The 26019-nt window shown below is 44.0% G+C and carries 25 protein-coding genes; 9 read left to right on the forward strand and 16 right to left on the reverse strand.

Translation table 11 applies throughout. The annotated features are described in order from the left end of the window. Position 1: 1 nt before the first annotated feature. The 4 genes from AC6R16_RS00460 to AC6R16_RS00475 are packed head-to-tail and all read right to left on the reverse strand — an operon-like array spanning position 2 to position 3970. Positions 2-697: a P-loop NTPase family protein gene (locus tag AC6R16_RS00460; RefSeq protein ID WP_500673194.1), complete on the reverse strand. Its 696-nt coding sequence runs from the start codon at positions 695-697 to the stop codon at positions 2-4. Beyond that, positions 697-2790 carry an SLBB domain-containing protein gene (locus AC6R16_RS00465; protein WP_500673195.1) on the reverse strand — a complete coding sequence of 698 codons (2094 nt, stop codon included), beginning with the start codon at positions 2788-2790 and terminating at the stop codon, positions 697-699. Before AC6R16_RS00465 ends, AC6R16_RS00460 begins: the two co-directional genes overlap by 1 nt. Continuing rightward, positions 2777-3616 carry an OmpA family protein gene (locus tag AC6R16_RS00470; RefSeq protein WP_500673196.1) on the reverse strand — a complete coding sequence of 280 codons (840 nt, stop codon included), beginning with the start codon at positions 3614-3616 and terminating at the stop codon, positions 2777-2779. Before AC6R16_RS00470 ends, AC6R16_RS00465 begins: the two co-directional genes overlap by 14 nt. A gap of 33 nt (positions 3617-3649) precedes the next feature. Next, a complete protein-coding gene (locus AC6R16_RS00475) occupies positions 3650-3970 on the reverse strand; it encodes an STAS domain-containing protein (protein WP_004748956.1) in 321 nt (106 codons plus the stop codon). Between the two features lie 304 nt (positions 3971-4274). Between AC6R16_RS00475 and AC6R16_RS00480 the strand changes: the two genes are divergently transcribed. Beyond that, positions 4275-5123: a DNA ligase gene (locus tag AC6R16_RS00480; RefSeq protein ID WP_500673197.1), complete on the forward strand. Its 849-nt coding sequence runs from the start codon at positions 4275-4277 to the stop codon at positions 5121-5123. 64 nt (positions 5124-5187) lie between these two features. Here AC6R16_RS00480 and AC6R16_RS00485 read toward each other — a convergent pair whose 3' ends face one another. Further along, entirely contained in the window at positions 5188-6558 is a 1371-nt protein-coding gene (locus AC6R16_RS00485; protein ID WP_500673198.1) for an MATE family efflux transporter, read from the reverse strand. Positions 6559-6711: 153 nt separating this feature from the next. Here AC6R16_RS00485 and AC6R16_RS00490 point away from each other — a divergent pair, with 153 nt between their 5' ends. Further along, positions 6712-7320 carry a riboflavin synthase subunit alpha gene (locus AC6R16_RS00490; protein WP_500673199.1) on the forward strand — a complete coding sequence of 203 codons (609 nt, stop codon included), beginning with the start codon at positions 6712-6714 and terminating at the stop codon, positions 7318-7320. 45 nt (positions 7321-7365) lie between these two features. Here the strand turns inward: AC6R16_RS00490 and AC6R16_RS00495 are convergent, their stop codons facing one another. Beyond that, positions 7366-7569: a CPXCG motif-containing cysteine-rich protein gene (locus tag AC6R16_RS00495; RefSeq protein ID WP_004748960.1), complete on the reverse strand. Its 204-nt coding sequence runs from the start codon at positions 7567-7569 to the stop codon at positions 7366-7368. Between the two features lie 245 nt (positions 7570-7814). Further along, on the reverse strand, positions 7815-8681 hold the full coding sequence (locus AC6R16_RS00500) for a fructosamine kinase family protein (protein WP_500642135.1): 867 nt from the start codon (positions 8679-8681) through the stop codon (positions 7815-7817). A 341-nt stretch (positions 8682-9022) separates the two neighbouring features. On the opposite strand from AC6R16_RS00500, the gene AC6R16_RS00505 reads away from it, so the two are divergent. After that, positions 9023-9367, forward strand: a complete 345-nt coding sequence (locus tag AC6R16_RS00505) for a DUF3802 family protein (RefSeq protein ID WP_004744053.1) — start codon at positions 9023-9025, stop codon at positions 9365-9367. Positions 9368-9371: 4 nt separating this feature from the next. Here AC6R16_RS00505 and AC6R16_RS00510 read toward each other — a convergent pair whose 3' ends face one another. Next, on the reverse strand, positions 9372-9887 hold the full coding sequence (locus tag AC6R16_RS00510) for an NlpC/P60 family protein (protein ID WP_500673200.1): 516 nt from the start codon (positions 9885-9887) through the stop codon (positions 9372-9374). A gap of 85 nt (positions 9888-9972) precedes the next feature. Here AC6R16_RS00510 and AC6R16_RS00515 point away from each other — a divergent pair, with 85 nt between their 5' ends. Further along, positions 9973-12003, forward strand: coding sequence for a methyl-accepting chemotaxis protein (locus AC6R16_RS00515; RefSeq protein ID WP_500673201.1), 2031 nt, complete (start codon positions 9973-9975; stop codon positions 12001-12003). A 47-nt stretch (positions 12004-12050) separates the two neighbouring features. Here the strand turns inward: AC6R16_RS00515 and AC6R16_RS00520 are convergent, their stop codons facing one another. After that, entirely contained in the window at positions 12051-12839 is a 789-nt protein-coding gene (locus AC6R16_RS00520; protein ID WP_500642138.1) for a sterol desaturase family protein, read from the reverse strand. A 69-nt stretch (positions 12840-12908) separates the two neighbouring features. Here AC6R16_RS00520 and AC6R16_RS00525 point away from each other — a divergent pair, with 69 nt between their 5' ends. Continuing rightward, positions 12909-13649 carry a tRNA-uridine aminocarboxypropyltransferase gene (locus tag AC6R16_RS00525; RefSeq protein WP_500673202.1) on the forward strand — a complete coding sequence of 247 codons (741 nt, stop codon included), beginning with the start codon at positions 12909-12911 and terminating at the stop codon, positions 13647-13649. Positions 13650-13793: 144 nt separating this feature from the next. Beyond that, entirely contained in the window at positions 13794-14702 is a 909-nt protein-coding gene (nagK, locus tag AC6R16_RS00530) for an N-acetylglucosamine kinase (protein ID WP_171383020.1), read from the forward strand. Positions 14703-14928: 226 nt separating this feature from the next. Here nagK and AC6R16_RS00535 read toward each other — a convergent pair whose 3' ends face one another. The 6 genes from AC6R16_RS00535 to AC6R16_RS00560 form a co-directional block, all read right to left on the reverse strand. After that, positions 14929-15195, reverse strand: coding sequence for a DUF2960 domain-containing protein (locus tag AC6R16_RS00535; RefSeq protein ID WP_171324412.1), 267 nt, complete (start codon positions 15193-15195; stop codon positions 14929-14931). A 59-nt stretch (positions 15196-15254) separates the two neighbouring features. Beyond that, positions 15255-17024 carry a bifunctional molybdopterin-guanine dinucleotide biosynthesis adaptor protein MobB/molybdopterin molybdotransferase MoeA gene (locus tag AC6R16_RS00540; protein WP_500673203.1) on the reverse strand — a complete coding sequence of 590 codons (1770 nt, stop codon included), beginning with the start codon at positions 17022-17024 and terminating at the stop codon, positions 15255-15257. Continuing rightward, positions 17024-17608 carry a molybdenum cofactor guanylyltransferase MobA gene (mobA, locus tag AC6R16_RS00545; RefSeq protein ID WP_500673204.1) on the reverse strand — a complete coding sequence of 195 codons (585 nt, stop codon included), beginning with the start codon at positions 17606-17608 and terminating at the stop codon, positions 17024-17026. Before mobA ends, AC6R16_RS00540 begins: the two co-directional genes overlap by 1 nt. Positions 17609-17716: 108 nt before the next feature. Further along, a complete protein-coding gene (locus AC6R16_RS00550; protein ID WP_500673205.1) occupies positions 17717-18448 on the reverse strand; it encodes an energy-coupling factor ABC transporter ATP-binding protein in 732 nt (243 codons plus the stop codon). A 9-nt stretch (positions 18449-18457) separates the two neighbouring features. Further along, entirely contained in the window at positions 18458-19156 is a 699-nt protein-coding gene (locus AC6R16_RS00555) for an ABC transporter permease (protein ID WP_004743683.1), read from the reverse strand. Between the two features lie 6 nt (positions 19157-19162). After that, positions 19163-19978 (reverse strand): ABC transporter substrate-binding protein, encoded by an 816-nt coding sequence (locus tag AC6R16_RS00560; protein WP_500673206.1) that lies wholly within the window; start codon positions 19976-19978, stop codon positions 19163-19165. A gap of 258 nt (positions 19979-20236) precedes the next feature. Between AC6R16_RS00560 and AC6R16_RS00565 the strand changes: the two genes are divergently transcribed. Together AC6R16_RS00565 and AC6R16_RS00570 are read left to right on the forward strand one after the other, a co-directional pair. Beyond that, positions 20237-21685, forward strand: a complete 1449-nt coding sequence (locus AC6R16_RS00565) for a sigma-54-dependent transcriptional regulator (protein WP_500673207.1) — start codon at positions 20237-20239, stop codon at positions 21683-21685. Further along, entirely contained in the window at positions 21675-23705 is a 2031-nt protein-coding gene (locus tag AC6R16_RS00570; RefSeq protein ID WP_500673208.1) for a sensor histidine kinase, read from the forward strand. The genes AC6R16_RS00565 and AC6R16_RS00570 overlap by 11 nt, the downstream gene beginning before the upstream one ends. Positions 23706-23741: 36 nt before the next feature. On the opposite strand, the gene AC6R16_RS00575 is transcribed toward AC6R16_RS00570, so the two are convergent. Continuing rightward, complete coding sequence (locus AC6R16_RS00575; protein ID WP_500673209.1) at positions 23742-24029, reverse strand: hypothetical protein; 288 nt, start codon at positions 24027-24029, stop codon at positions 23742-23744. A 181-nt stretch (positions 24030-24210) separates the two neighbouring features. Here AC6R16_RS00575 and AC6R16_RS00580 point away from each other — a divergent pair, with 181 nt between their 5' ends. Then, entirely contained in the window at positions 24211-25803 is a 1593-nt protein-coding gene (locus AC6R16_RS00580; RefSeq protein ID WP_500673210.1) for an ABC-F family ATPase, read from the forward strand. Positions 25804-26019 lie beyond the last annotated feature (216 nt).

Raw genomic sequence — 26019 nt, forward strand, 5'->3', positions numbered from 1 at the left:
CCTATGCTGACTGGGCCAGAAACTCGTTAGTTAAGATTTTACTTGCCCACTTGTCACGCCAAGACTTAGGTATAAATTTAAGTCGATTCAATTCGCGAACCATTTCTTGTGCGAGCGTTGCTTGCTGTTTTAGGTTTAGCACTGATCCAAGTAGGGATATCGATGGGTTGTTTATTAGTTGCATTGCTTTCTCTAGCTGGCCTGAAGAAGTCTTCCCACCCATGATTACGAGAGCTGTCTGGTCACAGGCACTCGCGACAACTTGTGCAGGAATATTTCCTCTGTTGATATGTAGCAATGGAGAGGTATCGCAAATTACGCGGTCATATTGCGTTAGCCATTGAGTGACGGCATTTTGCAACTGCGCAGGGTCTTTGTAAGCCAGTAGGGCAGATTGGTTGTTAGGTACCGTTAACCCGGTAAACATTTGATGTGTTGAGGCATGTTCAACTAGCAGGCCTACGTTGTCATTATCGCTAGGCGCAATGTCTATACACTCGAAAGCGGGATGAAAGGTATTAAGATCGACAACTAAGGTTCTGTGACCAGCAAGCAAGTATCTTTCTGCAAGCGCTGCAACTACGGATGTGACGCCGTCACCTGATTGGCATGCCGTGATGCAAAGTGAGCGACATTCGCTCATTTCTGCTGCTAAGTATATCTGCTCAATTTCTGTATGTGTCGCTGGAATAATCATTACAGTGCTCCTATTAGAACGATGGTTGTCGTTAGGCGCAAAATGTCTTCTAAACCAACACGCGCTTTTTCAAGGAAGCTTTCGTTGCGATCAGGCACGTAGATGGTATCGCCAGCACGCAACACGGGAAGCTTGTAAATGTTTGCCGTTTTACTGAAATCAATCAGGTCAAATGTTCTCGCTTGTCCCTGACAACAAGACATGTTCACAATCGATATTTTCTCTAGAAATGCGCGCTCTGATGGGCCACCTGCCTCTGCAAGTAAGTCAAGCACAGTCATATTATCGTCAAAGACATATCGGCCTGGGTTATTGACTGCACCTAGTACACGCACCGTTGATTCTTTCGAGCGGTCTAGCCAGATTTTGTCTTTTTCAGGGATGTAAATAGTGTCACCCATAGTCACATTTGGCAGCAGGCTTTCATCTCCTGTTTCAAAGTAGAGTGACAGGTTCAGTTTGCTTACCTTTGAATAGGTTTTATCGCGATGAGTAATACGGATGTTATGAATATCAGCGTCTTTGGTTGGGCCATCTGCGGCTGACAAGATATCGAGGAAGTGCATATCCTTGGTAAAGCGGTATCGACCCGGAGCATTCACTTGGCCGAATACATAGATAGAGGCATCTGAGCTCTGACGTACCCATTGAGACTTATTGTCTGAAGGATCTTGTGGAAGATCATGCACGCGAACGATAGCACCAGCAGATATGTTCGGAAGTTCGCTGTTAGGTGCACCGTTTAAAATGAACTCGTCCAAATTAAAGATATGTAACTTGTTACCCGCTGTTACGACCTCGATTTTCGAGGTGTCAGCGCGTAGTGTAGGGCCACCTACATGAGAGAGAAGATCCATGAGATCCATTTCATCTGACCATTCTACGCGACCTGGGCGAACCACCTCACCGATAACACTTACAGCGCGGCTAGGTGCAATCTTCAGCCATGATTTCTCATTCATATCGGTTTTTTCAGGGACGAAAATTGCGTCACCAGGGCCGATAGCTGGTGGGCTTTTACGAGTTAAACCTTCGGTGAATGCAGTTAAGTCGAATTTGAACACTTTCCCGTCAGCTTTGATTACGCGAATTTGGCGAGATTCTGCATAACGCGTAGGACCACCTGCATTAGCGAGGATATCCATGAACGATGCGTTCTGTTTGCCTTCATAAGCACCAGGGCTTGCGACTTCACCCATGATGTAAACAACATTGGCGCCTGCTTTGATCTCTTCTTCTTGCTTAGGAACGAAGATCGTTGTGCCTGGTGTGAGGGTTGGTAATAGCGATACATCACCGCTATCAAGGTAGGTTTTAAGGTTGAATAGCTTAGGTGTGTTGTCAGAGATGACTCGAATTTGTTCAACGGATGCATAGCGAGTTACGCCACCTGCACGCATAATGACATCAACGAGGTCGGTGTTTGCTTTAAAACTGAATGAACCCGGCGCATTAACTTCACCAAAAACTTTAATCGCAGTTCGCCCATCCGCGCTGTCACCGGCATTAGCCAGTTTGTTAGCGTCAAACTCCTGCTCAATATTGCCTACTAGCGGTGAAGCAGGGATAAAGATTGTATCGAGTGACTCGAGTTCAGGCAGTAAGCTTTCATCACCCGTATCTAAAAAGGTTTTGTAGTTAAATTTAATCTTTTTCTTACCACGTTTAATGAAGAGGTTGTTCAACTGGGCTCCAGCACGAAGACCACCTGCGGCGTGAATAGCCATTTGGATATCAGAGGTCTTAGACAAGGTATACTCGCCAGGTGAGTTTACGTAACCTTGCACGGAGACTAGGATTTGTTGCTCTGCAATGTAAACAGACGCAGAAGACAAATCACGGTACACCTTTTCTAACGCATCTTTCACCGCTTGCTCTAATTGGATTTCGCTATAACCTGCGACATACAGAGCACCGATTTCAGGTAGTGTAATTCGGCCACGTTTATCAACTTGGAAACCTTTGTTTAATGATGACTCCCCAGGAAGGTTGACTTGGATAAGGTCACCAATCTGCACACGTTCTTCATTTGCTTGGGCAAAAGAGCAAAGTGAGGTTAGTAGGAATAGGGCGATATAGTTAGTCCATTTCATTGTAACCTCCTTGCAAACGCTGCTCAGCTTGTTCTTGTGTATCAATCACTTCAATACTTACTCGGCGGTTGGTTAGGCGTACACCTTCTGACTCGCCATCATAGAGAGGAAGCGAGTCACCAACGGATTGAGTCTCAACTCTTGATGGGTTTAATCCGAAGATAATCAGGTAACGTTTCACTTGTTTCGCTCGACCCATGGCCAGTTTTTGGTTGTACTGAACATCGCCAACAGAATCTGCATGACCAGTGACTTTAAGATTGAGGCTATTATTTTCATTCAAAATATTCGCTGCGCGTGCCAAGTGTCCCATGTACTTAGGATTCACTTCCGTTGAATTAAATGCGAATTGGTTGTCGACATTAAGCAGGTTGTACAATTTGTCTATCATCGCCAAACGTTGTTGGAATGCGTTTTCATCCATTGGCGGTACACATTTGGCTTGCGAGGTAACGTAGTCGAGTTGCAGCTCAAGCTCGTTAAGTCGTTTGCGCTGGATGACAATATCATTGGCTGCATCTAACAGAAGACCGCCTTCCAGCTCTCGGGCAATTCGGTTTTGTTTTTCAAGTGCTTGTACAACAGCAGCTGGAAAACACCAACGAGCGCCTTCTCGAATGAGCGAATCTAGATGAAGTTTGGTGAGTTGCCAGTCGAAGCGTAAGCCATGCTCTGGGCCAAGTGGCTCATCCGGCATAACCGGAGTGAAATTGGATTGAATGTAATCTTCACCCATTCCGCCACGCCCTTCTTCTGGGTAGCTAGAACATCCAAAAACGGATGCTATAGATACAGCTAGGGCTATGTGTTTGATAGAAAAGTTCATGCCAACGTCCTTTGTTAGTGTTTATTATTTTTATTAATGAGTTTGGGAATTAACTGGTATAGCTTGGTTAATTCGGAGCAAGTTCATAATCTCTAGTGGTTGACCAGAGACGTTCTCGATGCGCATGTTGCGCTGACGTTCTACAAGACGTTTGTATAGATAAACGATAGCACCTACGCCAGAAGAATCGAGAAACTGCACTTGGCTGAAGTCGATTTCAATTTCACGAGAAGAGTTCTCTGCAAGAATCTCGTCGATGTGTGGTTGGGCATGTCGGCTACCGTCTGCATCTAGATTGCCGTTAATTACCCAAGTTACGATTGTGTCGTTAGTTTCAATTTTACGAAGTTCCATAATCTTATCTCCTCAGTGTGTTGATATGTACAGAGCAGATAATGTGCCAAATTTTAAGTTATTAAATATCAGCCACTTATCGGTTGGTGATGCTGTTTTCTCAAAATGAGAAATTCCTAATCTCAAAATGACAAGCAAAAGAGTTGTATAAAAAACAGTGGTAAGTTGGTCGTTTATAAATGTAATTACGTGTTCAATAATTCAATCGACAGTTAGAAGTCCGTCGAACTGATTAAGTACCAATCTTGCTCAATTTACTGCATATGTTTCAGTATGGATTGATTGTAAGTTATGGATAATTAGTATGAATATTAGGCTATCGATAGTCGCCATAAGCGTAATGTCTGCGATGGTAGGAACGGCACAAGCTAGAGAAGTCGCTACCGAGTTCCTACCAGTAACGCTTGCCGCCTCATACGAGGCAAACATAGATGTTTCAGATTACTGGAAAAGTGAAAAGCTAGACGGGATTCGTGCGATTTGGAATGGCAATACGCTTATTACACGAAATGGAAATCCGATATCAGCCCCACACTGGTTTACAGAGGCGCTGCCAGATTACCCACTTGAAGGAGAGTTGTGGGCGGGGCGTGGGAAATTTCATCTAGTTCAGCAAACAGTCTTAGATAAGGTTCCCAACGACGCCGGTTGGAAAAAGATTAAGTTTATGCTGTTTGATGTCCCGCACTCTGCTGGCGACTATAAGAAGCGTTACTTCAATCTGGTACATTTAGTTAACTCACTTGAACGCGATCATATTCGTTACATCGAACACACACCGATTGAGGATGAGCAAGAGCTGTTTAGCTATCTGGATTCTGTCGATAGCTCAAAAGGTGAAGGGCTGATGCTACGAAAGATCTGTAGCCGATATCAAGCAGGTCGCAGCAGCGATTTATTAAAACTGAAAAAGCATCAGGATGCGGAAGCGCTCGTTATTGGTTATAAAGTTGGCAATGGCAAGTATAAAGGACAGATGGGGGCTTTACTTGTACAGCTTGAATCAGGAGAGCAGTTCTACATAGGCAGTGGCTTTAGTGATGTACAAAGAATGAATCCACCTGAGATTGGTTCAAAAATCACTTTCCGCTATAACGGCTACACCAGTAGTGGTTTGCCTAGATTTGCGAGATACATGAGAGAGCGACCATAGTAGTGAAGCCAACAAAGCGAATATCAGATAAATCAAAGGCCCATTATGTGGGCCTTTTCTCGTTTTATTTTGACGCTAGCTCAAGTTGGACTTCATCACTTAGCCTGTGCATCCAACGTAAACGAATACCAAGCATAATTGCTGCTGCGGAGAGACCAATTATAAAGCCCATCCAGAATCCGTGAGCGCCCATTGGTTCAACAATCCAATCTGTCATCGCAAGGATATAGCCAAGTGGTAAGCCAAGAATCCAGTAGGCAATGAAAGTACGATTGAATATCGCAGCCATGTCTTTATATCCACGCAGCGCGCCTGCCGCGACAACTTGCACGGCATCCGTCACCTGATAAACGGCTGCTAATAGAAGAAGCTGAAGTGCTAGCTCAATGACGGCTTTGTTATCTGTGTATAGTAGAGCGACTTGCTCCCTAAACAGCACAGTTAGTAGGGCGGTGAATAGCGCCAATGCGACTGCAACCAGCAGGCCGACTCTTGAAGCGATTGTTGCACCCTCAACATTAGATTCGCCAAGTCGGTGCCCAACACGAATGCTGGTAGCCGCACCAACGCTCATTGGTAGCATGAACACCAACGACGAAAAGTTAATCGCAACCTGATGCGCTGCAACTACTAATGGCCCTAGTGGCGCAACAAGCAGAGCCACAACCGCAAATAGGGTTACTTCGAAAAACATCGCGGCTGCGACTGGAAATCCAAGCCTAAACAAACGAATCAATGCTTTCAGGTTTGGTTTATGAAACTGTTCAAATACGTTTACTTTGGCAAGGCGCTCAGATGTCATAACGTAAAACAGCAACATTGCGAACATTACCCAGTAAACAATAGCGGTTGCTACACCACAACCAACACCGCCTAATGCTGGGGCACCAAACTTACCGTAAACGAAGATCCAGTTGAGAGGAATGTTCAGCAGAAGACCAATAAACCCAATCACCATAGCGGGTTTTGTTAGCGACATACCGTCGGTTAAGCTGCGCAAGGCTTGAAACAGCAAAAAGGCAGGTACCGCGAAGATCACCGCGTGCATGTACCCGATGGTTTTCTCACCCATTAATGGCTCAACATCCATCAAGCCTAAAATGGATTTGGTTTGTAGCAATACGACTCCGATAGGGACTGAAATAAGCAGAGCCATTGCGATCCCTTGTTGAATTTCAAATGGCACTTTATGTTGTTTGCCGGAACCATTGAGTTGAGCGACAACGGGCACCAGTGCCATTAGCAGCCCTACACCAAATAAGATAGAAGGCAGCCAAATGCTTGCAGCAATCGACACAGCAGCCATATCGGTAGCACTTACGCCACCGGCCATTACCGTATCGACAAAGCCCATTCCTGTTTGCGCTACTGAAGCGATAAGAACAGGGGTTGCAAGTTTTATTAGTGTATTGGCTTCTGTTTTATAGCGATGCAAAAGGGGAACTCCAAATCTAAATAGAAACAATGACAAGTTGTTCGAATGAAAATCCTTTGTGATTGAAAACGCGCGAACAAAAGAGAAAATGATTGTGCGTGATGATAAAGAAATGTCACACTAAGCACCATCAAAAACTCGCGGAAATGATTGATGTTCACAGGAATTGTTCAGGGAATGGCGGAAGTCATTGCTATAGAGAAAAAAGATAAATTTCAGACTCACACAGTTAAGCTATCGAATGAAATGGGTGAGGGATTAGCCATTGGCGCTTCGGTTGCACACAATGGTTGTTGCCTTACAGTAACCAACATTGATGGCGATTTGATCGACTTTGATCTAATGCAGGCAACATTAGCACTGACTAACCTTGGCGAACTAGAAGTCGGGGCATCGGTGAACATTGAGCGTGCGGCCAAATTCGGCGATGAAATTGGTGGACATTCAATGTCTGGGCATATCTCGCTCATGGGAGAGGTCGTTGACGTCATTGATACGCCTAATAACCGAACTATTTGGTTTAGTGTTCCAGATGAGATGATCAAATATGTGTTAGCCAAAGGCTACATTGGTTTGGACGGATGCTCTTTAACCATTGGTGAGGTGGAAGAGAACCGTTTTTCAGTGCATCTGATTCCAGAAACTCTTGAAAGAACACTGTTTGGTCAAAGAAAAGTAGGGGATAAAATTAATGTTGAGTTTGATCCTCAAACTCAAGCGATAGTTGATACTGTAGAGCGAGTATTAGCGACTAGAGCATAGTGCTCGTATCATATCGATATAAAAAAAGCGCCTTACGGCGCTTTTTTAGAAAATCTGTTCGTCATCGGCATCCACGAGGAGTTCGATTTTATCCATCTGCTCGTCGACCGTCATACTTAAGTGAATCGCGTGACAACATGCTGGACAGTCATCGTAAAAATTTTGGCTACCATTTGAAGCATCTAATGTAATTCCAATTGAATGTCCGCAGTGAGGGCATGAAACCATCTTCTCTGTATATTTTCGCATAACTTCTTTCCTTACAACCCATCGAAAACCAGTGCCTAACTGCCTCCTTTTTGAAAGGAGAGCCCCTGTAGACACTATAATCTTAAGCGGATAAGTTTCTGTTAGACCTGAATTAAGTACAAAGTTTGACTTAGGTAAGGAAAACAAAAATTCGTTGCCCTAAGCTTCACTATTGATAGTGAAAATATTTGACAACGAATGAATTGAGATAAGGTAACTAATTGTAAATATTGAAGTATTTTTATTTAATATGAAAGTATTTGTTTTATTAGTTTCTCCGATTGATCTAAGTAGTGACCACCAAATTGATTGTAATGATTGAGTACATGATAAAGGTTATAAATGTCTTTTCGTTCGCTGTAGCTAAAGTCTAGAGGAGCAACACTTTCATAACCTTGATAAAACTCCGGCTGGAAGCCTTCGAATAATTCGGTCATTGCAATATCACATTCACGATCGCCCCAATAACACGCTGGGTCATAGCAAATAGGGCCGAATACAGAATTGGCGGCATTGCCATGCCACAAGTCGCCGTGGAGCAATGAAGGCTTAGGCTGGTGGTTGGCTAATCTATCATGGACTAGTTGGGTAAACTCGTTGATATCGACGAGATTGATGCCTTTTTCTCTCAGCAGTTGAAGTTGCCAACCGATTCGTTGTTCTGAGAAGAAGCGAGACCACTTGCGGTTCCACTTGTTAGGTTGGAGAGTAGCACCGATATAGTTGTCTTGGTCGAAACCATACTCTTTTTGCTCGCCCCATTGATGTAAGCGGGCTAATTGCTGGCCAAACGCATAACTGTTCTTACTGTCATCAAGAGGCTTAGTAGGTAAATAGTTGAGAATGATAAAAGAGTGTTCTTTGGACTTGCCTGTAAGGATTAACTCAGGGACAAAAACGGTGTTACTTTCACGCAATATACGGATGTTTTCCGCTTCTATATCAAACTTAGGCAGAAAATCTCGCTTGTTGAGTTTTACAAAGTAGCGTTGCTCACCGTCTGAAACCATATAGCAATCACTAATATCACCACCTTGGACTTTTTCTTTTTCTACAATGTCATAAGAAAACATCAAGGTTTCGGAAAGCTGCTTAGAAATGGCCTGCCACATAAATCATCCTAGAATTTCGTTGCTTTGCTAATAGTGTAGAAGAAGCTTGGAATGAATACTGATTCATAGTGCAAAAAATTCAATCATTTAGACGTATTATCAACTAGCAGCGTAAAAATGTGAGCTCGCTCCACTAAGAGTTTATTACTTTAGTGGAAATTCTACTTGTTAAGCCATTTTAAACGTCATTAAGATTGATCCTATGCTAGTTTTAACGAAGGTGTTTTACTGAATTTGTGCAGGAAGTCAGCAACCTATTCGACTTTGGTTGTATATATCGATTGATATGACTTAGTATTAAAGATGTTAGTCAACGACATAATTTATAACGGAGATGGGCTGTGGTTGTTGAAACCGATGGTTACTTGGCTTTAATTGAGCATTTGGCTTTTAATCTGGATGTGTTCGCATCGGAAGATGGCGATATCGGGACGGAAAGCGTGGAAGATGTCGTTACTGATATGGTCGCGAGCAACATTATGGCGATCTTTGAGCAAAACCCAGAATTGCATTCTAGTGTTCGCTTCCAACTACTAAAAGAAGCAGACTCAGTCGTTGAAGATTTAGGTGAAGTCCTTGCTGGTGTTTGGGCAAAACCTGCAACCAACGAACAGATTGGCTTTTTGGACGAGTATATCGCCTTAGTTAAGAATTTATTTGATTCAGCGGTTGCTAAATACGATTAGTGATTCAGTTCATTTCAGGCGAGTAGGTGACTCGTCTGAAATGCCAATATTTTGAAGCCCAATAAGGGTTATCCAATCTTGAAATGATTACCCCTTTCGATGTCGATGCATGCATAAACTGCTTGTTTCCCATATACACACCTACATGTCTGACCTTCGGTGCCGTTCTAAAAAAGACTAAGTCACCGACATGCGCATCTGAATAATCAATTTCACTTCCTAACTTAACTTGCGCTAATGTGGTGCGTGGCAACTGTAGCCCTAGAGCATCTTTGTAGGTTGTTTGGACAAACGCTGAACAATCAACGCCACTTAAGGTCGAGCCACCCAAGCGGTAAGGCGCACCTTTCCAGACTTTATAAACATCCAGTAATGAACTTTTTGTGATCTCTTCTTGTGCCGTCAGCGCTGCACTGTGTTGTGTACTAAATTCAGGTTTGGGTTGGCTACTGCAACCCGCAATGGCTAGGCATAAAAGAGCCGTTTTGAAGTGACTCGCACTAAAAACTAGATGCTTCATTAATAACCTTCGTTGAAATCTAAGCGTAACAATACAGACATAATATGCCTCACTGATAACTCTAGTACTAGGACCTTGTTTCTAAATGGATACTCTGAAAAAAGGCAAACTCAAACTATCGCTGATACATACAATCAGTGCGGTGTTTATAACGATTACCTTACTGGTGATTTTACTCTCTGTCACGAGCATTAAGGGCTTAGAACGAATTCACTTACAATTTTCTGGTTTATCTGAACAAGCATTACCACTTGCGATGACCAATGCCCAGTTAACTCAAAACATATTGGAGCAAGCAAAGCAGCTGAGTTATGTCACGCAAACCCGAGACAACCAAACGCTTGAGGATATTCGACAGCAAATCACCTCACTAGAGTCACACATTGCGCAGCTTACCAACCAAATTCTTGATGTGTCCTCTAGTTTGAGTCAGACCATTTCGACTCAGCAGACCGATCAGCTTTTGGATTCAATTCAATCACTCAACGCATTGAGCGGAAGTGTGATGAGTACGCAGCAAGACATCCTGACTAGACAGGAAAAAATTGACGCAGAAATGGATGGTTTCCGTTATGGACTTGGATCTGTAGGCCCAGAAATGAATCGGATAAGCTCTTTCCTTGTCGGTGACAACCCCGAGTCAGCCGACGCGGCTAACCGATTTATCGCTAATGTGAGTTCTATGGAAAGCTCCTTTGTTCAACTTATGATGCAATCTGATCTCTCAAAAGCTCAAGATGAATATCGTGAAATGAAAAATCGCTTAGCTGGGGTTAACTTAGCCTACGATGACTTTAAAGAGTGGCACCCTGATGTCGTGGATTTTGCGAGCTTAACGGCTGGTTACGATATGGTGCTATCCGGTTTTGGAAAGGCTGGTATTGTCGACCAAATCCTTTCCAAGCTGCAATTAGTTACGACACAGTCTAAGCAAGTTGAAGAAGTTGTCATCACAGCAAATCAAGTCATCGCGACGTTAAACCAAATCTCATCGACTGCCGAAGCACTTATTGATGAAAGCCAGAGTGTCGTGACTGGCACCATGGAGACAATAACGGTTGTGCTGTTGGTTAGTGGGGTACTGTTGGTTGTCGTCATCCTCATTGCTTGGCTTTCTCTCAAGCACTGGATTAACCGAGGGTTGAGCAACATCCTAAGCAACTTAAATAAGATGACCAATCACGATCTTACGGGTAAGGCGAAATTACTCGGTCCGTTGGAAATGAAAGAGATTGCCTCAAAGCTGAACCAAGTAATGATTTCAACCAACGAATCAATTTCGACGGTGACACGTAATTGTGAAACCCTTTATCAAACCGCAGAAATTAGCCATGGAGCGGCAGAGCAATCAAACAATAGCTTAAGTGAACAAAATGACTCTTTAGCAAGTATGGTCACTACCGTTAACCGACTTGAAGCCTCGATTCGTGAAATTTCAACCATTACGACCGAGTCTTATGAAGAATCAAAATCGGCAGTAGCACTATCAAGCCAAGGCGTAACAGCAATAGAAGAGAACCAAGCCCGTTTACAGGCTTTGGAAACGACATTGAATGTGAATGAGTCCTCAATGATAGAGCTAGATAAGCGTGTTAGACAGATTCGCGAAATGGTAGACTTGATCTCTGGGATCGCAGAAAACACCAACCTACTGGCTTTGAATGCGGCGATTGAGGCTGCGCGTGCTGGGGAGCAGGGCAGAGGTTTCGCTGTAGTGGCAGATGAGGTGCGCAAACTGGCCAGCGATACATCGAACCAAACAACCAATATTCGAGATCGTATGAACCAACTGGTTGGAGCGGCCGAGCGTTCTCGCGTGGCGGTTGAAGAATCAAGACAAGAAATGGCGAATGCCTTGGAATCGAGTGAGTTGGTAAAAACGACGTTTGCGGATATAGAAACGGCAGTTGAACATATCAAAGCGCGCGTCGAACAAGTCTCTGTTGCAACAGAAGAACAAGAGCGAGCAACCGCACATGTCAGTGAGTCTATTACTCGTGTCTCTGAGCAGGGTGGTAATACCAAGTTGCAACTTGAGTCTATGGTGGAAAACTCCCAGCAAGTGGCTGAAATAGCAGGTCAACAACAATCGATGTTACACAAATACGCAGTTTAATTAGAGCAAATTGAAATGACACAAAAAAGGAGCTCAGTGCTCCTTTTTTATTCTTGTCTGAATGGTTGAGTCAGCATCTTATCAAGTCTCTGCTCCTGTTTGGATTGAAACAGTGGGATACCGATCTTTACTGATTCATGCCCTAGAATGGGTTGTTCACGGTAAGTTCCGAAGCCTTGATCCCATACTGACAAGAAGAAACCAAAGTTGGAATGGGTCTCTTTTTCAATGACGGAATGATGAACTCGGTGCATGTCAGGGGTGACGATCACTCTCCTCAATAGCTTATCTAGCTTTAGTGGTAGATAGGCATTGCTGTGATTGAACATCGCGCTGGCATTAAGGATGATTTCAAACACGATAACGGCAATAGGAGAGATCCCAAGCGTTAACACGATTCCAATCTTAATCCACATCGATAAGATGATTTCGATAGGGTGGAACCGCGTGCCTGTTGTGACATCAATATCTTGGTCAGCATGATGCATTCGATGTAAACGCCACAAAATTGGGACGCGATGGAACACCAAGTGCTGCAAGTAAATAGCGAGATCTAGCAGAACCACTGAGATGATGATCTCAAAGTACAAAGGCAATTGGAATTGATTGAGTAGTCCCCAGCTGTTGTCTACAGCGTATATAGCCGATTCAAACGCCAGAATAGGCATGAGTAGGCTCAAGCAAACTGAGTTAAATGCGATTAACCCTAGGTTATTCAACCACCGGTAGAGCTTATTTTGGGTCAGTTGTTTGCGTGGCGTTAACCACTCCCATAACCCGCACAGAACCAATACGGAAAGAAAAAAGCTCAAGCGAATCATTTCAGGATTTTGCATTGTGTATTCCTTGCAACTGCTGGTTTGGTGAGTAAACTGGCTCACCCTGTTCATTATCTACGATACGCTATGAGAATCCATGCCTTTCATCACCTGTATCAACAACGTTTAGACCGTTCAACCAAGCCTTTTGTTGCGCGGGGGAGTAAAGTTGTTCGATGCAAGTACTGCCAAGTTGCGGAAAAGGACTGTTTGTGTGCCCATCAACCCGATATAGAGAGTGGCGTTGCGGCGATGTTGCTACTGTCAGAAAACGAAGTGTTTAAGCCGAGCAATACAGGTCGCTTGATTCTAGATGTGGTCAAAGACGGTTATGCCTATCAATGGAGCCGCACTGAGCCTTCGTCAGAGATGCTTGCTCTACTCAATAACCCCAAGTATCAACCGATTGTTGTATTCCCCGATGAATATGTTAATGAACCTACTCGATTGATCAAACAAGAAGCATCAAGGTTTTGTGAGGAGAAAACGCCTCTATTGATCTTTATAGATGGCAGTTGGCGAGAGGCAAGGCGAATCTTCAACAAATCACCGTATTTAGATGCGTTACCTGTTATTTCTATTAATCCGGATACAGTATCGCAATACATGATGCGCCGTTCAGACAACGAACAGCACCTTGCTACCGCTGAAGTAGCCAGTTTAGTGTTTGAACAGTTTGGTGAAGAAAAACTGGCTCAAACTTTGTCGAGTTGGTTTGCCGTATTTCGCGAAAGCTATATGAACAGTAAGACGAGAAACAGGCCAGATGAATCAAAACCAGCTTTGAATCGTTTCATTGACGAGCTGAGAAACGAGAAACCCCTCTAATTATTGCGATCTGGTTGTATACGGGCTGCGCAGTTGGCTTTGCCTCCGAGCTAAATCTGTTCCAAATCACAGTTTGTAGGCGTAGCTATATGGATAATGAGTCAATTAAACCAATTTTTGAGTTATTTTTCTGGGAGAGAAGAGATGTACTACGGCTTTGACGTTGGTGGCACTAAGATTGAATTTGGTGCATTTAACGAAAAACTAGAGCGAGTTGCGACTGAGCGAGTACCAACGCCAACGGATGACTATGCACTTTTGGTAGAGACCATTGCTAGTCTGGTAAACAAATACGATCAAGAATTTGGTTGCGAAGGCAAGATAGGTCTCGGTCTTCCGGGTATGGAAGATGCCGATGACGCGACAGTTCTTACAGTCAATGTGCCTGCGGCAAAAGGAAAGCCTTTACGCGCGGATCTTGAAGCTAAGATTGGCCGTAGCGTGAAAATTGAAAACGATGCGAACTGTTTTGCGCTTTCAGAAGCATGGGACGAAGAATTAAAAGATGAGCCGTCAGTGATGGGCTTGATTCTTGGTACCGGCTTTGGCGGCGGCTTGATTTATGATGGCGCGGTATTTTCAGGCCGAAACCACGTTGCGGGTGAGCTAGGTCATATGCGATTGCCAATCGATGCTTGGTTCCATCTTGGTGACAATGCACCGCTATTAGGATGTGGCTGTGGTAAAAAAGGCTGTTTAGATAGTTACCTTTCAGGCCGTGGTTTTGAACTGATCTACGCTCACTACTTTGGTGAAGAAAAGAAAGCGATCGATATCATTAAAGCTTATGAAGCTGGAGAGGCGAAAGCTTCTGAGCATGTAGAGCGCTTTATGGAGCTGCTTGCAATCTGTTTTGCCAACATCTTCACAGCAAATGATCCTCATGTTGTTGCACTAGGTGGCGGTCTTTCTAACTTCGAACTGATCTACGAAGAAATGCCAAAGCGCGTACCTAAGTACCTTCTTTCTGTAGCGAAGTGTCCTAAAATCATCAAAGCGAAGCACGGTGATTCAGGTGGCGTACGTGGTGCAGCATTCCTTAACATTAAGTAAGGTAACTGACATTGGATTGAAAAGGGCTGCGATTGCAGCCCTTTTATTTATCCCGATTGGTATTATACCAACCAGAACAAATATCTGCTCATTCTTGCTAGTTAAAATCGCTGATAGCTGCGTTATAGATTTTGTAGGTAGAGAAACTAGCTAGCTGCAATCTATGCCTTGCTCTAAGCGATTTTTCCTGCGCAATTATCTGATCAGCTATTTATCCCGATTGGTATTACTTGTTCTTTTTGCCAACCCCTAGGTTTTCTTTTTGCTGCAGGGTGATGCGCCCAAAGCCAAGCTTCTTAAAGTGGTTGTCACGGTAATTGCGTACTGCTTTGGTATCAGAAATCGCTTCGATTTGTTGCTCCATTTTCAAATATTCAGAGATATCGATGCCTTCAGCTTCAGCCACCGCTTCATGAATGTTGCGATGTTGCTGGTATGAGAAGGTTAACGTTTTCTCTTCATCTTTGTAGGTATACAGGATTGTGCGAGCCATAAATAATTCCAAATCGATAAAACTAAAGAGGTCAGCATGGCTGACCTCGTCTCTATGGGTTAGATTCTGCCTTTAAGCGGGATGATTGTCACGCTTTCACCAACTTTAACTGTATCTATCGCTGGTGAAACCTCAATCAAGCAGTTTGCTTCACTCATAGAGCGTAGGATTCCTGACCCTTGCTTGCCTGTTGTACGAACCGTCAACTGGCCGCGATGATCGAGTTCATAAACGCCACGACTAAACTCGGTTCGGCCTTGACGAGAGCGCAGATTTTCCGTTGCTATCGCGTTTACTTTAAGAGGTTGCCAGCCTTGCTCTCCCTGCATTTTTCTTAAAGCAGGTTCAACGAAATTGATGAACGACACCATGACCGCGACAGGGTTACCCGGCAAACCGAAAAACGGCTTGTTTTGTATTTGACCAAAGGCGAGTGGTCGTCCTGGTCTCATGTTGATTCGCCAGAAATCGATTTGGCCAAGCTTTTCTAGTGCAAGTTTAATGTAATCGGCGTCACCGACTGAAACCCCGCCAGAAGTCATGACGACATCTGCTTGTGAAGCTGCGTTCTCTAATGCTTCTATCATCAAGGCTTCGTCATCTTCGATAATACCGAAGTCGAGAATCTCACAACCTAAGGTCTCTAGCATTCCCATGATGGTGAAACGGTTCGAATCATAAATGGAGTTTTGCTTTTGCTCGCTGCCTGGCGCTTGGACTTCATCACCAGTAGAGAAAATGGCGACCTTAAGTTTGCGATAAACGCTGCAATCAGCCATTCCCAGTGAAGCGATCATTCCCATCTCTGGTGAGGCGATTCGCTGACCGGTGGTAAATACGGAAGAGCCTATTGGTAAGTCTTCTCCGGCTTGTCGTACATTCTGACCGACTTTGATGCTTGCAGAAAATGTGACAATGTCACCATTATGTTGGGCTTGTTCGCGCATAATAACGGTGTCGCCACCTTGAGGGGTAGGAGCACCAGTCATTATCTTAACCGCTTGACCTTTTTCGAGCGGATGATCGTACGCATGACCAGCAAAAACTTCAGCGACGACTTCAAAGCTATCTAAATCGGCATCTTCACCACGAATTGCAAAGCCATCCATCGCTGAGTTCGTGTATTGTGGGACGTTGACCGGAGAAATGACATCTTCAAATAACACCCGGCCGGATGATAGTGTGATAGGGCATTTTTCAGATTCTGTAACAGGGTTAACCAGTGAAAGAATTTTGTCACGTCCTTGCTCTACGGATAGAAAAGCAGGGGAGAGGGTGTCACAACAAGCCGCTTCATTTTTCTTGGGCTCCGTGTGGCTTTGTACATATTCGGTGACAAATTGTGCGATTGCATTCAAATCGTTGATGTTCATTTGCGGTAGATCGCTGTCTTCAACGACTGAATCTGCGGCAATGGCAATGATATTGTCATCGTTGTTGTATAGCCAAGGTTTACCTACCGCTTCGCGATGAAGTTCTATCTTGGGAAAAGCGATGTTTTTACAGCCTTCAACTAAAATGACATCAAGCTTATCTGTGTCGAAGCGTGATAACAGATAGGCAAACTCAGATTCCTGCTCAGGCGTTTCAGTCATTAACGCAAAACGGTTTCTCGAAGAGATCAACATTTGCGATGCGCCAGCTTTTCTTAGTCTGTGACTATCTTTACCTTCTTTATCGACGTCAAAATTATGGTGTGCGTGTTTGAGCATACCAATACGAAGGCCGGCTTCAGTTAACTTTGGCAGAAGAGCTTCTAGCAACGTTGTTTTCCCCGTACCTGAATACGCGGCAAAACCTAGAATAGGGATAGGAAGGTTTAAAGTCATCAGCTAATGGTTCCGAATTGGGTCAGTTCTTCTGGGGTATTTAAATTTACGAAACAGTTTGGTGAGTCGCTAAAATCAACATACTCTGTGTTGCACTCTTTGTATAAAAGAATGATCTTACGATCTCCGCGCTCAAGAAAAGCGGTCAGTTTGGGTAAGACACGTTTATGATACAGAGTGAAAACAGGCTGTTGGTGGTCACCGTCATGGGCCACTAAAATATCGGTATTATCTGATACCGATTGGCAAAAACGCTCGACCAAATCACTATTAATTTGCGGGCTATCGCATGGCACAAAACCAACCCAATCGGTTGGTGCATTGATGAGTCCGGCGTGAATTCCGCCCATTGGACCGGGGAAGTCTTGAAATCGATCAGAAAAGACCTCGCCAAATTTTTGGTATGCGTCATGATTGCGGTTAGCATTAATCAAAATGCGTTCAGTTTGAGGTTTTAGTCTGTTGATCACATGTTGGATCAATGGCTTGTCGTTAAGTAAAACAAGACCTTTATCTTGCCCGCCCATACGGCTTGCCTGACCACCAGCTAAAATTACCCAGCTTGTCTCTTTTGCATGAAGCATAGTTGTCGTATCTGATATTATTTTGTTATTGGGCTTGCACTCTAGCAAATCTATTATCTCTTTCAAGCCCACAGGCTTAGTGCATTATGTGTTACAGCTCGTCGTAGACTATCCTCTACTACTTACTTTTGTATCTAATGATTTATCTTTCAAAACAACGACATTATCTAACTCAAAGTCGTTATTTGAGTACTCGTTCAGTTCAAGGCCACTGATCACCCACTGTTTGTTACAAAGTCCAGTCAGCGCATTCTGCTGGTGACTGGTGATGACCAAGCTTGAGCCACGATATAAAAGATCTTTCGCCATGACGACTAAACGCTCAATCGATTCTTGGTCTAGCGAAGCGCTTGGCTCGTCCATCAAAAGAATCGAAGGCTTAAGTATCCATGCTCGTGCCATCGCGACGCGTTGCTTCTCTCCGCCAGACAAGACTGAAATATGCTCATCGGCTAAGGTTTCTAAGCCTACCATGCGCAGTGCAGTGATAACTTGAGCTCGCTTATCTTTTGCTGCATCTTTTTCGAAGCGGATACCGTAGACGACATTTTCATAAACCGTTCCGTCGAATAGGTATGGAGACTGATGGAGGTAAATCACGCCTTTACGACCAGAGCGGGGAAACAGTCTGTGTAACCATGTGTCACTAGGTGCAATCACTTTACCTGTCGATGGTTTCATTAACCCTGACAAGATTTTGAGTAGCGTGGTTTTACCGACACCATTATCACCTTTAAGGTAGATTGCGTCATTTGGACCAACAGAAAGAGTAGGGATGTGGAACAGTACACGCTCTTTAAAGCGCATTGAAAGTTGCTGTGCCGTGATCTTAATTGTCATACTGCGCCCTTAAGTCCTTAGGTAACCTTTGCCACGCATACTTGTGAGCATGAAGTTCAGTACCAGTGCTAATGTAAGCAAGACAATGCCCAAAGCAACCCCTTGAGCAAACGCCCCTTTATGGCTTTCCATCGCAATTGCTGTAGGGATGTTTCGCGTGATCCCCATAATGTTGCCACCCACCATGGTTGAACAGCCCACTTCAGTTACAATGCGAGAAAACGCCGCTATCGCTGCTGCTAAGAGTGGAAAACGTGTTTCCCATACCATAGTGGCAATAATTCGCGGTATAGAAGCGCCCAATGTAATTGAGGTTTCAACTGCTCTTCGATCGCTAGACTGCAATGCGCCGTGCATCATTGACACTAACACCGGAAAACCAATCAGCATTTGACCGACAATCATCGCTTTTTGAGTAAACAGCATCTGCCAATCCCCTAGAGGGCCAGCACGTGACAATAGCATATATAGCAATAGACCAATCACTACTGTCGGAATGGCTTGCAGTGTGTTTATCAGTGATAGAAACAACCATTTGCCTTTAAAATCTGTATAAGCCAATACAAAAGAGAAAATGATCGCCGGGAAAAGAACTATTGAAATCGCAGACAAAGAGACGCTGAAGGAGACCGCGACGATCTCCCACAGCTCTTTATCAAAGCTCACCAACAAGGTGAGCGCATCTAGGGTCGTTTGCCAAAGGCTCATCGAGTTCTATTTCTCGTTCGCGTTAGCAACAAACAGTTGTTTGCCATTGAGTGTAAAGTCGTTGATCAGTTTTTGTCCTCGTGGGTTCACTAACCAGTCACTAAACTCTTTTGCACCTTGGTAATTAATGCTTGGGTAGCGTTCTGGGTTAACCAATATCACCTGATATGGGTTAAACAGCTTCTTGTCACCTTGGAACAAAATCTCGAGATCAAGCTTGTTATTGTAGGCTAGCCAAGTGCCACGATCAGTCATGGTGTAACCTTGCATTTCGTTTGCCATGTTGAGCGTTGGCCCCATTCCTTGACCGACACTACGGTAGCCACCGAAGTTTGGTTCCATTTTGGTTTGTTCCCAGATACCTTTCTCTTTTTTATGAGTACCTGAATCATCACCGCGAGAGACAAACGTCGCATTCATATTGGCGATGTTTTTAAACACTTCAGCGACATCTTTCTGCTTTGCCACTTTAGCTGGATCGGCGTGAGGGCCCACAATAACAAAATCGTTGTACATCAATTTACGAGGTAGAACGCCATAACCCTTTTCAACAAAGTTTGCTTCGGCTTTTGGTGCGTGAGTCATTACCAAATCGACATCGCCGTTTTCACCCATTTTAAGCGACTTACCCGTGCCGGCTGCGATCACATCGACCTTGTAGCCTGTGTCTTTTTCAAATTCAGGAAGTAGGTAATCAAGTAGACCAGAGTGGTAGGTACTTGTTGTGGTCGCTAAACGTACGTGAGAGTTATCAGCTGAAGATGCCGAGTAGCTAACTAAAGCCAGTGACGCAGCGGCCAATGTAAAAGTGATTTTTTTCATATTGTTATAAATCCGTTTTCTATAATTTGGGCTATTCAAATTAAGAGTATTGAATCTATGCCATAAGATTCGTGTTATAAGTCGGCATGCATAGATAGCAATCTTGATGCCAAAAATATGTGATAGTTTTCAAACGAAATATCAATAACTTACCTAACCAGAATTTGATGGGGGACAAAATGTCTCACATTTATTGAGGCGTTCACCGATAAACTTGGTACACTCTGTCCCAATTACCTTATATGGAAAGTGGTCATTATGCCTCCATCATTCGATCCTAATAAAGCCTCACAATATCAAGCATTTTCAGTTCTCGTCGTTGATGATGAGATTGGAATGCAAACCATACTGAACAAAGCGTTGAGTAAATGGTTTTCCAAAGTAGATTGTGTCGGGAGTATAGAAGATGCTGAACAGTTACGTAGTGCTAACCATTACGATTTGATTGTTCTGGACATCAACTTGCCAGGGCGCTCAGGAATTGAGTGGGAAGAAGCGTTTAATGACCCGGATAAGAAAGCCGACATTATCTTTATGACTGGCTACGCAGACTTAGAAACCGCAATTTCCGCACTCAAGCTAGGGGCGTCTGATTTTATTCTTAAGCCGTTCAACCTCGAACAAATGTTGCAGGCAGTACAACGCTGCATTGATAAGCGTTTGGAAGAACGACATCAGTTTGCGTTGCGTCATGAGTTCAAACGCCATGTTGTGACGGACATTGTCGGGGGCTCAGAAAAGACCGCTCAGTTAAAGCAGCTCATCACACAGTTTGCACCGTCGCGTGCTTCTGTACTTGTAGAGGGTGAATCAGGAACAGGTAAAGAGTTGGTTGCTCGTGGTATTCATGAAGCGAGTCAACGCAGTGGGCCATTTGTACCCATCAACTGTGGCGCTATTGCGCCTGAACTGCTTGAAAGTGAGTTGTTTGGTCACAATGCGGGGGCATTTACTGGGGCTAAGAAAAGTCGTGAAGGTTTGTTCCGCGTTGCAAATGGTGGCACGTTATTCTTGGACGAAATTGGTGAAATGCCGCTCGCAATGCAATCAGCTTTATTGCGTGTCTTGGAGCAACGAACAATCCGCCCAGTTGGTGGTGAAAAAGAGATCTCCGTTGACGTTAGAGTTGTGGCAGCAACCAACCGTAACTTACAAGAAGAGGTTAACAAGGGGCATTTCCGCGCAGACTTATTCTATCGACTCAATGTTCTTAAAATTGATGTTATGCCATTAAGAGAACGTAAAGCCGATCTGATTGAGCTGGTGCCGTTTTTCACCAAAATGCTAGCTTTAGAGCTTGGTATGCCAAACCCCAACTGGGCACATGAAGATATACTGGCAATGAACGAATACGACTGGCCAGGCAACATCCGCGAACTCAAAAACCTTATCGAACGTTGCATCTTGCTTGGCAAGCCTCCTGCACACTACTGGCGAGAGATCCATGGTGATACATTAAAGCCTTCTGTTACCATGACCGTATCAAGTGGTGCGGAGGTGATTGAACTGACGACGCCTGCAAATCGCGGTGAAGGATATCCAAACAGTTGGCCACTAAAGCAAGTCGAAAAAGCCCATATCCAGCAGTTGGTTGATTTTCACGATGGCAATAAATCGGCAGCCGCGCGAGATCTAGGCGTCGCGCGTAAGACTTTAGAGCGCAAATTTAAAGAGTGGGACAGCGAGGAATCGAGCTATGCCGAATAGCCTCTCATTCTGGTCAAAATGGCGTTATCGATTCAAAACCATGGTTCGCTATCGTTTGATGATCTTAACTTCTGCGCCGATCGTCCTCACTTTGCTCGCACTTATTGGAATCACCATCTATTGGTCAATTCACTACACATGGCAAAGTGCTCTAGTTGATGTATCTGAAAGACTTGGGGTGGCAGAAAACAGCATTGAGTTGATTCAGGAAAAACAGGCCAATCATGTTAAGTCGTTTGCGAGTTCTTTTGAATTTGTCTCTCGAGCCCGCAGTGAACAAGTCAGTGAATCGGATCTTTCAAGTTGGGTATCTAGACAGCGAGAAAAGTACAAGCTCGACTTTCTACGTTTTCATCGCGTTGACAGTATAGAAAGCAAGTTTAGATTTATGGATCTGACTCATCGAGAATCCTTTTTTGATGTTTTGACTCAGCAAGAATTAGCTGAACTGGGTAATGACTTGGTAAAGCGAGCTCAGACACCGATTCTTGAGAACAATTCCGTTGAAAGTAGGGGGCTCGTGAGCCGGACAGTGATCCCAATCCGCAACCCGACCAACGATATTATAGGTTTTTTAGATGGTGGTTTACTGCTTAACAACAGTACGGTCTTGGTTGATACCATTCGCGACCTTATTTACCCTTCTAAGCAAGACAGTTTGCGACCGGTAGGCACCCTGACTGTATTTTTAGATGACTTGCGCGTTAGCACCAATGTCCCATTAGACAGTAATGACAGACTGGGTAGGGCCATCGGTACTCGCGTTTCAGATGAAGTGAAACAAGCGGTCTTGATTGAAGGGCATGAGTGGACAAACTTAGCATTTGTATACGATGCTTGGTACATCACCGCCTATCAGCCGCTGTACGATCAGTACAACAATGTGATTGGCATGCTCTACACAGGGTATTTGCTATGGCCATTTGTGGCCACTTACATGACCAATATCGCCGAGATATCGATAACAACACTCTTCTTACTGTTTATCTCTAGTTTGCTCGTTTATCGAGGCTCTCGAGATCTTTTTGTACCGATAGAACATATTCACCGTGTTGTAAAAATGATTCAACTGGGCAAAGAGACTCGAATTGGCCCACTTGGCTTAGACGAAGGGCATGAACTAGCTCAGCTTGCCAAACAATTCGATAATATGCTCGATCTCCTCAAGCAGAGGAAGAATCAAATTCAACGCGCAGCGAATGAGCTGGAATGTAAAGTCCAAGATCGTACAGCGAGCCTCAAAGAGAAAACACAAGAGCTTGAACTGCATATCCAACTGCTTAATCAGACACGTGACAAGTTAGTCGTGAATGAAAAGCTGGCAGCGCTAGGTGAGCTCACCGCAGGGATTGCACACGAGATCAATAACCCAACGGCGGTGATCTTAGGCAATGTTGAGCTGATGCAGTTTGAGTTGGGCGATGAGTCATCTCGCGTAAAAGAAGAGATAGAGGCAATTCACGCGCAGATCGATCGCATCCGCAATATTACACGTAGTCTGCTTCAATACAGTCGGCAAGGTGGTGTTCAAGATGAGATCACTTGGCAGCGTGTGAATCCAATCATTGAAGAAAGCATTACATTGGTTAAAACAGGCGCAAAAAAACGCGAAGTTACTTTCGAAACAGAATTAAATGCTCAGGCGTCCGTTGAAGTGAATCGCCATCAGTTACTGCAAATTCTGGTCAATCTCCAAATGAACGGTATTCATGCGATGCAGGGAAATGGCCGATTAATTGTATCGAGTGAAGACTGGATAGAAGAGGGGCAAACTCGCGGGGCGGTCATTCATGTAAAAGATGAAGGTTGCGGTATTAAACCTGAAAACTTAAAACGAATCTTCTCACCATTTTACACAACTAAACGCGATGGAACGGGGTTAGGTCTTTCGGTTTCGCAAAGTATTCTCAGCCAATCGGGCGGTGAGCTCAAAGTTAATTCTGAATGGGGGAAAGGGAGCCAGTTTAGCATTTATCTTCCGGAACGAGCAGAACCTCAACTCAAAGTCATGAACCTTTAACAAAACGGTCAGCAAGAGTGCTGACCGTTTTTCTAACTATTTTGATTCTTCCGCTAGAGCATCTTTGCATTCCTGATATTTGAGCTTGTCTGCTAACGACTCTGGTGGCAAACCACACTTCATCACTACTTCCTTGTCATAGCATTTATTGGCCTTGCCATGTAAACAGATGATTTCATCATCCTGATAAACGATATCACCTGTTTGCAAATGACCATATGTTTCGTTTCCCCAAACCGGGTTAGCGTTAAAAGTGTTCTTCGCAACCGCGACAGAACAAGCTAAAGACAAAGATGTAATGATTAGAGGGGGGATCTTCTTCATTATTGGGACCTACTGATGGAACTGGCGGCGATTATATAGAACCCCAGCCTAAAACCAACTCATAAAATTTAGATTGCTAATACATAGCTGATGGTTTGCATGCCTTGGCAAAACAAAACTTGAAGTTCGACTCAGTAAACAGTAGTGTGGCGCGGTTTTTCATATTTTATAGGTAACGACATTGATTTCCACTAACAACATCACACAGCAATTTGGCGCTAAGCCACTTTTTGAAAACATCTCTGTTAAGTTTGGTGAAGGTAACCGTTACGGCCTGATCGGTGCGAACGGCTGTGGTAAATCAACGTTCATGAAAATCCTAAGCGGAGAGCTTGACCCGACAGGTGGTAACGTAAGTTACGACCCTAATGAGCGCGTAGCCAAGCTAAACCAGGATCAGTTTGCTTACGAAGAGTTCACCGTGATTGATACTGTTATCATGGGTTACAAAGAACTGTGGGAAGTAAAAAAAGAGCGTGACCGCATTTATTCTTTGCCAGAAATGAGTGAAGAAGAAGGCATGTTAGTTGCTGACCTAGAAGTTCAGTTTGCAGAAATGGACGGTTACATGGCCGACGCAAAAGCAGGTGAATTACTCCTTGCTGTTGGTATTCCTGAAGAACAACACTACGGTCTGATGAGTGAAGTCGCACCTGGTTGGAAACTTCGTGTTCTTCTTGCACAAGTTCTATTTGCTGACCCGCACATCATGCTATTAGACGAACCAACCAACAACTTGGACATGGATACTATCCGCTGGTTGGAAGAGACTTTAAACCAACGTAATTGCACGATGATTATTATCTCGCACGACCGTCACTTCTTGAACTCAGTTTGTACACACATGGCAGACTTAGACTACGGTGAACTGCGTGTTTATCCTGGTAACTATGATGAGTACATGACAGCGGCATCGCAAGCTCGTGACCGCTTGTTATCAGACAATGCGAAGAAGAAAGCGCAAATCGCAGAACTGCAAACGTTCGTTGCTCGTTTCTCTGCTAACGCATCTAAGGCAAAACAGGCTACCTCGCGAGCTAAGCAGATCGATAAGATCCAACTTGAAGAAGTGAAAGCATCAAGCCGCCAAAACCCGTTTATCCGCTTTGAGCAATCGAAAGAGTTATTCCGTAACGCACTTATCGTAGAAAACCTAAGCCAAGGTTTCGAAGACGATTTGTTTAGTGATTTCAATGCGATCTTTGAAGTGGGTGAGCGTGTTGCCATCATTGGTGAGAACGGTGTAGGTAAAACAACGCTACTCAACACTCTTGCTGGTGTGCTAGAGCCTCGCACTGGTGAATTTAAGTGGTCAGAAAACTCTAATATTGGTTACTATGCCCAAGACCATGCTGATGATTTTGAAGAAGATCTAAACCTTATGGATTGGATGGGGCAGTGGCGTCAAGAAGGCGATGACGAGCAAGTTATTCGTAGCTTCTTAGGTCGTATGCTGTTTTCTCAAGATGATATCAAAAAGTCAGTAAAAGTACTTTCTGGTGGTGAGCAAGGCCGCATGCTTCTGGGTAAGCTTATGATGCATAAACCAAACATGCTGCTGATGGATGAGCCAACCAACCACATGGATATGGAATCTATCGAATCTCTAAACACGGCACTAGAACAATACAAAGGTACATTATTCTTCGTATCTCACGACCGTGTATTCGTAGACTCGTTGGCCACTCGTATCATCGAAATTAAAGACAACAAGATTACCGACTTTAAGGGCACTTACGCTGAGTTCCTAAAAGCACGTGGAATTGAAGGCTAAGAGTTAGCTTCTAATCTGAATAGTGAAAGCCTCGCACTACCTGCTGCGGGGCTTTTTTGTAAACCTCAAAATGGCACTGTATAAACACACATGACTTAATTTTTGGATACTGAGATCATGTTATAGAGAACAATTCTGCATTTTGTGACTTGTCCGTTTTTCTGTTTAACGTAACCGACTGTTTCTGTGTAATTTAAATTGGTAAGGTGAGAGCAA

The organism is Vibrio sp. R10-SG3-ISO10 (genome assembly GCF_059834185.1).

Coding starts and splice junctions, on each gene's coding strand:
- AC6R16_RS00470 (WP_500673196.1), bottom strand. CDS start 3,616: ATGAACTTTTCTATCAAACACATAGCCCTAGCTGTATCTATAGCATCC.
- AC6R16_RS00565 (WP_500673207.1), top strand. CDS start 20,237: ATGCCTCCATCATTCGATCCTAATAAAGCCTCACAATATCAAGCATTT.
- AC6R16_RS00495 (WP_004748960.1), bottom strand. CDS start 7,569: ATGCGAAAATATACAGAGAAGATGGTTTCATGCCCTCACTGCGGACAT.
- AC6R16_RS00510 (WP_500673200.1), bottom strand. CDS start 9,887: ATGAAGCATCTAGTTTTTAGTGCGAGTCACTTCAAAACGGCTCTTTTA.
- mobA (WP_500673204.1), bottom strand. CDS start 17,608: ATGCTTCATGCAAAAGAGACAAGCTGGGTAATTTTAGCTGGTGGTCAG.
- AC6R16_RS00490 (WP_500673199.1), top strand. CDS start 6,712: ATGTTCACAGGAATTGTTCAGGGAATGGCGGAAGTCATTGCTATAGAG.
- AC6R16_RS00540 (WP_500673203.1), bottom strand. CDS start 17,024: ATGACTTTAAACCTTCCTATCCCTATTCTAGGTTTTGCCGCGTATTCA.
- AC6R16_RS00465 (WP_500673195.1), bottom strand. CDS start 2,790: ATGAAATGGACTAACTATATCGCCCTATTCCTACTAACCTCACTTTGC.
- AC6R16_RS00555 (WP_004743683.1), bottom strand. CDS start 19,156: ATGAGCCTTTGGCAAACGACCCTAGATGCGCTCACCTTGTTGGTGAGC.
- AC6R16_RS00535 (WP_171324412.1), bottom strand. CDS start 15,195: ATGGCTCGCACAATCCTGTATACCTACAAAGATGAAGAGAAAACGTTA.
- AC6R16_RS00570 (WP_500673208.1), top strand. CDS start 21,675: ATGCCGAATAGCCTCTCATTCTGGTCAAAATGGCGTTATCGATTCAAA.
- AC6R16_RS00480 (WP_500673197.1), top strand. CDS start 4,275: ATGAATATTAGGCTATCGATAGTCGCCATAAGCGTAATGTCTGCGATG.
- AC6R16_RS00560 (WP_500673206.1), bottom strand. CDS start 19,978: ATGAAAAAAATCACTTTTACATTGGCCGCTGCGTCACTGGCTTTAGTT.
- AC6R16_RS00500 (WP_500642135.1), bottom strand. CDS start 8,681: ATGTGGCAGGCCATTTCTAAGCAGCTTTCCGAAACCTTGATGTTTTCT.
- AC6R16_RS00475 (WP_004748956.1), bottom strand. CDS start 3,970: ATGGAACTTCGTAAAATTGAAACTAACGACACAATCGTAACTTGGGTA.
- AC6R16_RS00515 (WP_500673201.1), top strand. CDS start 9,973: ATGGATACTCTGAAAAAAGGCAAACTCAAACTATCGCTGATACATACA.
- AC6R16_RS00550 (WP_500673205.1), bottom strand. CDS start 18,448: ATGACAATTAAGATCACGGCACAGCAACTTTCAATGCGCTTTAAAGAG.
- AC6R16_RS00575 (WP_500673209.1), bottom strand. CDS start 24,029: ATGAAGAAGATCCCCCCTCTAATCATTACATCTTTGTCTTTAGCTTGT.
- nagK (WP_171383020.1), top strand. CDS start 13,794: ATGTACTACGGCTTTGACGTTGGTGGCACTAAGATTGAATTTGGTGCA.
- AC6R16_RS00520 (WP_500642138.1), bottom strand. CDS start 12,839: ATGCAAAATCCTGAAATGATTCGCTTGAGCTTTTTTCTTTCCGTATTG.
- AC6R16_RS00460 (WP_500673194.1), bottom strand. CDS start 697: ATGATTATTCCAGCGACACATACAGAAATTGAGCAGATATACTTAGCA.
- AC6R16_RS00525 (WP_500673202.1), top strand. CDS start 12,909: ATGAGAATCCATGCCTTTCATCACCTGTATCAACAACGTTTAGACCGT.